The sequence below is a fragment of the Vibrio sp. 10N.247.311.14 genome, assembly GCF_041467715.1.
In the GTDB taxonomy this organism is placed as follows: domain Bacteria; phylum Pseudomonadota; class Gammaproteobacteria; order Enterobacterales; family Vibrionaceae; genus Vibrio; species Vibrio crassostreae_C.
This window is the reverse complement of the sequence record NZ_JBFSVE010000095.1, coordinates 1-6,398: the sequence shown is the minus strand read 5'-3', so window position 1 is coordinate 6,398 and position 6,398 is coordinate 1. Positions and strand designations below refer to the sequence as shown.

At 43.9% G+C, this 6,398-nt stretch carries 5 protein-coding genes and 4 tRNA genes; 6 read left to right on the top strand and 3 right to left on the bottom strand.

Going from position 1 to position 6,398, the window contains the following annotated elements; all coding sequences use genetic code 11:
* Positions 1 to 760: 760 nt before the first annotated feature.
* Positions 761 to 2,101, bottom strand: a complete 1,341-nt coding sequence (pssA, locus tag AB6F11_RS21350) for a CDP-diacylglycerol--serine O-phosphatidyltransferase (RefSeq protein WP_050649874.1) — start codon at positions 2,099 to 2,101, stop codon at positions 761 to 763.
* Between the two features lie 91 nt (positions 2,102 to 2,192).
* On the bottom strand, positions 2,193 to 2,624 hold the full coding sequence (locus AB6F11_RS21345) for a GNAT family N-acetyltransferase (RefSeq protein ID WP_102394676.1): 432 nt from the start codon (positions 2,622 to 2,624) through the stop codon (positions 2,193 to 2,195).
* A gap of 66 nt (positions 2,625 to 2,690) precedes the next feature.
* Here AB6F11_RS21345 and murB point away from each other — a divergent pair, with 66 nt between their 5' ends.
* Together murB and birA are read left to right on the top strand one after the other, a co-directional pair.
* Complete coding sequence (murB, locus tag AB6F11_RS21340; protein ID WP_102394675.1) at positions 2,691 to 3,737, top strand: UDP-N-acetylmuramate dehydrogenase; 1,047 nt, start codon at positions 2,691 to 2,693, stop codon at positions 3,735 to 3,737.
* On the top strand, positions 3,734 to 4,699 hold the full coding sequence (gene birA / locus AB6F11_RS21335) for a bifunctional biotin--[acetyl-CoA-carboxylase] ligase/biotin operon repressor BirA (RefSeq protein WP_048615138.1): 966 nt from the start codon (positions 3,734 to 3,736) through the stop codon (positions 4,697 to 4,699). The genes murB and birA overlap by 4 nt, the downstream gene beginning before the upstream one ends.
* A 7-nt stretch (positions 4,700 to 4,706) precedes the next feature.
* Here the strand turns inward: birA and coaA are convergent, their stop codons facing one another.
* Positions 4,707 to 5,630 (bottom strand): type I pantothenate kinase, encoded by a 924-nt coding sequence (gene coaA / locus AB6F11_RS21330; protein WP_017062776.1) that lies wholly within the window; start codon positions 5,628 to 5,630, stop codon positions 4,707 to 4,709.
* Positions 5,631 to 5,840: 210 nt separating this feature from the next.
* Between coaA and AB6F11_RS21325 the strand changes: the two genes are divergently transcribed.
* The 4 genes from AB6F11_RS21325 to AB6F11_RS21310 all read left to right on the top strand — a co-directional run bounded on the left by AB6F11_RS21325 (position 5,841) and on the right by AB6F11_RS21310 (position 6,248).
* Positions 5,841 to 5,916 (top strand) — tRNA-Thr (locus AB6F11_RS21325).
* Between the two features lie 44 nt (positions 5,917 to 5,960).
* A tRNA-Tyr gene (locus AB6F11_RS21320) sits at positions 5,961 to 6,045 on the top strand.
* 39 nt (positions 6,046 to 6,084) lie between these two features.
* Positions 6,085 to 6,159 (top strand) — tRNA-Gly (locus AB6F11_RS21315).
* A 13-nt stretch (positions 6,160 to 6,172) separates the two neighbouring features.
* Positions 6,173 to 6,248, top strand: a tRNA-Thr gene (locus AB6F11_RS21310).
* The last annotated feature ends 150 nt before the right edge of the window (positions 6,249 to 6,398 follow it).

The window sequence follows — 6,398 nt, the reverse complement described above, 5'->3', positions numbered from 1 at the left end:
CGGCCTGTCACGCCGGGGGTCGCGGGTTCGAGTCCCGTCCACTCCGCCACTTATTAGAAAAGCCCTGCTAGCAATAGCAGGGCTTTTTTACATTTGAAGAAAAGCGTTTGTTGTTAGGTTGTATGAGTGTTGTAAAGGCACCAAGCCCCTGCACTTCATGCTATTCCGGCACATATCAGAAAGCCTAGTCTGGCGACTAGGCTTTCGTCGTTTCCGGCATCTGAGCTTTGGACTTTTGCTAGAGACTTTATCGTTACCGCTGAGGCGCCTCTCTGTTACAAGGTATTGGGAGGTGGTTTGGTTCTAAATCTGACGAATCGAAATAGTTACTTCTAACTCTTTTAGCTAACCCAAGTAGAACAGAACATCAAATTGGGCGAATCTGAGTGCTTTCTATGTGAGATACCTTAACACGCTCGTCCCTTGTTGTAGGGAATAGCGAACGTTATTGCTTTAATACGTAGAGGGTCATTGCGATTATGTTCGTACTGGTATTCGTTTAACTGCTCTCTAAATCATACCTGATAAACGTATCTGGAACCCTTAGACTGACTAAGGAAGCGGTGGTAGGAGTTTTAACACTTCAAGCTATCACAATCACTATGAATAAATGGAGATGTTGACTCGAAAGACCATCAAGCAAACCTATCTCGCTATCTCGCTATCTCGCTATCTCGCTATCTCGCTATCTCGCTATCTCGTAGATACAAAAACGCCTAGCGTTTGCTAGGCGTTGATAAATAGTGTTTTGATACACCGACTACAGTATTTGTTTGAGCACTCTGTCGGCTTTTACACGAGTGATTTTACGAATCAATTTCTGAACTTCCATCGGGTAGCTCTCTACCTTATCTAACTGCTTATAAGTACAGATAAGCTGAGTGTGTTGAAGGATATTATCGACTTCAGCCTGGAACTTGTCTGTTAGATGATGGTAGTTATCTTGGATAAAGATACCGTTTTCTAGATCCAGCTTCCATGCGCGTGGGTTTAGGTTATTACCTGTTAGTAGCATGTAGCGTTTATCTACCCATATGCCCTTTAGGTGGAAGCTATTAGAGTCGTGTTGCCAAAGTCGAATTGATAGATTACGGCTAGCAATATGAGCTTCATTCGCTTTAGCGAAACGACGTAAGTTCAGTTCGTACAGGTATGGCAGACCACCAATCGTTTTAAACTCTTCTTCTGGCGAGATAAAGAAATCATTTGCTGTCTTATCGCCAACAACAATGCTGACCTTTACACCACGCTTAAGTGCTTTCTTCACTTCTTTAGCTAGGCTAGGTGGGAAGTTGAAGTAAGGTGTGCAGATGAAGATTTCATCTTTAGCTTGAGCGACGAGTTGATTGATTCCCTGATTCAGACGGTTACGTCTTTTACCGATACCAACTAATGGTGTTACAGCAACTTGGTCTGCTGAAACCTCTTGACCATCGAATTGATACTGAGACCTTGCCAATGATGCTCGAAACTGACGAATCGCTGGTTTCAGTTCTTTGGTCGCAGGCTTGTTCTTATCAGCCAGGTCATAAACAGCGCTGTCCGCAACCATCTGTTCGTGTACGTAGGTAAACATTGAGTCAGCAAGAGCCGCATTGTTTAAAACGTGGTAACGATCAAAGCGATAGCGGTCATGGTAATTGAGGTAGATATTGTTAAGGCTTGCACCGCTGTATATCACGCTGTCATCGACGATAAAGCCTTTTAAGTGCAATACGCCAAAGACTTCTTTGCCGCGAACTGGAATGCCATAGACAGGCACAGAATGCTGATATTTTTCTGCGAACTCTTTATACATGGCTGCATTGCCTTCAGAAGACTCTGCACCAATCAATCCACGCTGCGCTCGGTGCCAATCGACACAAACACTCACGTCTAGTTCGGGATTCTTTTGCTTTGCTTCATATAAGGCAGTTAGGATCTCACGGCCAGCTTCATCATCTTCAAGGTACAAAGCGACTAAACTAATACGAGTCGTTGCGCGAGATATCTCATCAAGTAGGCGAGTTCGAAACTCTTGCGCTGATAGTAGTACTTCAAACTTGTCAGGATTCTGCGCTATGGTTGGCAACTGTATGAATGGATTCCTACTGGCAATCATATTGACTGTTTTACCTTAAAAATATGCAAAATTGCGAACCTTTAATTTTACCAAAGGGATAGTACCAAATACTAGATAATCGAGGCATTCTCTAACAATTTTGCTGATAATGCATAGGAATGAGATCTTTTCCGCTATTCGAATAGCGCTCGTATAAAACTCTTAAACCATTTGGTAGATCTTTAGGGTCTACTTGTACGAATTTGTGTCGCGCGTAAAAGTTGGTGAGATGAGCGTACGCAAAGCAGTAATCGTCTTCCGTAAGCGTATGTTGCGCACAATAATCCATAAGCTGGGAGCCTAATTGCTGACCACGATGTTGTTTTGATATCGCCATACCGGTAAGTAAGCGATTATTTTCTATTGTACGAAAACGCACGACACCGCACAGCTCGTTATCCAGCAATAACGAGTAGATCAGTTCACTCTTATTCGCTTTTCCCGTTGGGTAGTGTTCTTTATAGAAACGTTTAACTAGGGGAACCTTTACTGGGTCTAATTGAGTAATGATGACATTGTTCATTCAGTCACTGCGCCATTGGTTTATCTGCTGTAGAATGACCGCAGTGTAAGTTAATTGAATATCGCCATGCAATTCCATCTCAATGCTAGTTTAAAAAATGTTCATACTTTTTCCATCGATCAGACGTGTGATGCGTTGGTTGAAGTCACCACTACCGAAGAACTGATTTCGCTTTACAAAGACCCTAAATGGTCAGCTTTGCCTAAGTTAATACTGGGTAAAGGCAGTAATATGCTTTTTACTGAGCACTTCGCTGGCCTGGTCATCGTGAATAAATTAGCCGGGATTGAGCTGGCCGAGACGGACAGTCATCACCTACTGCATGTAAGTGGTGGCGAGGATTGGCCAAGCTTGGTTGAGTGGAGTGTGGATAAGGGGTTGGGTGGTCTAGAAAATCTAGCAATGATACCGGGCTGTTCAGGCTCTGCTCCGATTCAGAATATTGGTGCGTATGGAGTTGAGCTGCAAGATGTATGCGAGTATGTCGATATTCTGTGTCTGGATACTTATACAGTTAAGCGATTAAGCAAAGAAGAGTGTCTCTTTGGTTACCGAGATTCTATTTTCAAACACGCTCTTTACGGTAAAGCGATTGTTGTTGCGATTGGTTTAACGTTGCCGAAAGAGTGGCAGCCATGCAATCACTATGGCCCGTTAAAAAGCCTAGCAGCCGATACGCTCTCTCCTCGCACTATATTTGATGAAGTGTGTGCTATCCGTTCAAGTAAGCTACCAGACCCTAGAGTACAAGGGAATGCGGGCAGTTTCTTCAAAAACCCTGTGATCACCAAAGATCATTTTGATCGCTTGTTAGCTCTATATCCAAATATTGTCGGCTATGAGAGTAATGACATGATCAAAGTTGCTGCTGGCTGGCTGATTGATCAATGTCAGTTCAAAGGTGTGACAGAAGGTGGCGCTCAGGTTCACCCCAACCAAGCATTGGTTATTATCAATTATGATGAGGCTTCTGCTGTGGATATCCTTAAGCTTGCAGAGCGAGTGCGTCAGTCCGTCTTGAATAAATTCGATATTCGATTGGAACATGAAGTGCGCTTTATGGGACGAGAATGCGAGACAAACCTAGACAAGGCTTTGGAGTCATTGGCATGAGAGAACACAGTACCAAGCTTGCACTATTGAGATGCCTTGCTGACGGTGAGTTTCATTCTGGTGAAGACCTAGGTGAAATGATTGGTGTATCACGAGCGGCTATCAGTAAGCACATTAAAGGTATTCAAGAGTGGGGTTTAGATATCTACCGAGTACAAGGCAAGGGTTACAAGCTAGCCAGTCGTTTGGATATGCTTGACCAAGAAAAATTGTCTGCAGTTAGTCGCGATGCTTCTCTTGAACTCATTCCCATCATAGGTTCTACAAACCAGCACCTATTAGAGCGTACTAACACCCTCGAATCGGGTTCTGTCTGTATTGCTGAATATCAAGCTGCGGGTCGTGGACGCCGTGGACGAGAGTGGGTATCGCCATTCGGCGCAAACCTCTACCTTTCAATGTATTGGAGACTCGACGCAGGGATGGCTGCCGCAATGGGCTTAAGCCTTGTGGTTGGTGTCGCTGTTGTTGAAGCTTTGGAAGAAATGGGTGTAGAAGGAGTAAAGCTCAAATGGCCTAACGACCTCTACCACAATGATAAGAAGCTTGCAGGTATCTTGGTCGAGCTGTCAGGACAGTCTGGTGGCGCTGCGCATATTGTGATTGGTTTAGGGCTAAACTTATCCATGGATCCAACAACATCAGGTATTGGCCAGCCATGGACTTCCCTTAAAGAAGTGTGTGATGGAAAGGTGCCTGACCGTAATCAATTAGCGCAGGCTCTGATCAATGCTTGGGATAAATCGCTTGTCGACTATGAGTTGAAAGGAATGTCCAATTTTGTAGAGCGTTGGAACCGCTTGGATAATTTCTTAGGTCGCAATGTTAGGCTGATCATTGGACCTAGAGAAATTGAAGGTGTTGTTCAAGGCATCGATGAACAAGGCGCTGTATTGCTCAAAACTGAGAATGGTGTTGAGAGCTATATCGGTGGCGAGATATCGCTAAGAAAAGGCGACTAAGGCGTTACTATTTTCTTAGTAACACTTCTTCAACCATATGATCTGCGCCTTTACGTAGAATCAGGTGAGCCCTTTCTCGTGTCGGAAGGATATTTTGTTCTAGGTTCAAGCCATTAATTGAACTCCAGATACCTTCTGCTTTATCCAATGCGGCTTGGTTCGATAATTTAGTGTAATGACTAAAGTAAGAGCCAGGCTTAGTAAACGCACCATCGCGGAATTTCATAAAACGATTGACGTACCACTCTTTGATTTGTTGGCTATCAGCGTCAACATAGAGTGAGAAATCAAGGAAGTCAGAAATAAACACGCGATGTGGTTCGTGTGGATAATTCATTCCGGTTTGTAAGACATTAAGCCCTTCAATAATAAGCACATCTGGTAGGTCGACGCACTTAACGTCATCAGTAATGTTGTACGTAAGATGCGAGTAAACAGGGGCTGTGACATTTCTCTTGCATGCCTTTACATCCGAAACAAAGTTCACTAAACGCTTGATATCGTAAGACTCCGGAAAGCCCTTTTTGCTCATCAACCCTTTCTCTTTTAACACCTCATTCGGATATAAAAAGCCATCGGTTGTCACTAGCTCAACTTTTGGATGGTTTTCCCAGCGAGAGAGTAGGGCTTTAAGCAGACGCGCAGTGGTACTTTTGCCAACGGCTACGCTACCCGCAATACCGATGATAAAAGGTGGTGCTTTTTCTTTCTTATCTAGAAATTGGTGGAGTACCGAGTTTCTATTCTGTCTGGCTGCCACATAGAGGTTCAATAGACGAGATAACGGTAGATAGATCTCTACTGCCTCTTCCATTGTGAGCTTTTCATTGATGCCTTGAAGCTCTTTTAAGTCGCTCTCAGAAAGTGTCATCGGAACTAAATTCCTTAGCTCAGACCAACGTTCGCGGTCAAATGACATAAATGGGCTCATACAAAACTCTATAGTGGATAACAAAACAAGTGCATGGAAAATACATCAAGCGATAGATAAATAAAATATCTTCCTGTACTAGATGCGGGTTAAAGACGTAAACCTTGAGCTAAATAGCCGTATGTAGGAGTTTGCTCAGAGAATTTTGCACTTTTTTTCAATTTGCTATTGCAAGGTGGAAAATCATTCAATAAAATGCGCCCCACTTGTGCCGACTTAGCTCAGTAGGTAGAGCAACTGACTTGTAATCAGTAGGTCACCAGTTCGATTCCGGTAGTCGGCACCACTTTCTTCCTTCCTATAAGGCAAGCGAGAGAAAGCTCAAAATTTGGAGAGGTTCCCGAGTGGCCAAAGGGAGCAGACTGTAAATCTGTTGGCACTGCCTTCGATGGTTCGAATCCGTCCCTCTCCACCATATTCTAAAGGTTAAATAGCTCAAACAGAGTTACGTGTTGCGTGCATCGTATAATGGCTATTACCTCAGCCTTCCAAGCTGATGATGCGGGTTCGATTCCCGCTGCACGCTCCAACTCATTTTGTGTGCTGATATAGCTCAGTCGGTAGAGCGCACCCTTGGTAAGGGTGAGGTCCCCAGTTCGACTCTGGGTATTAGCACCAGTCTAAAGCTTCTTCTCCTTTAATAAAGAAAACCATTTTTTTGGTTGCGTGGTCTTATTTTAAGCCACCTAATCCGTACCTAGAGGGACACCCCATGTCTAAAGAAAAATTTGAACGTACGAAACCGCACGTAAACGTTGGTACTATCGG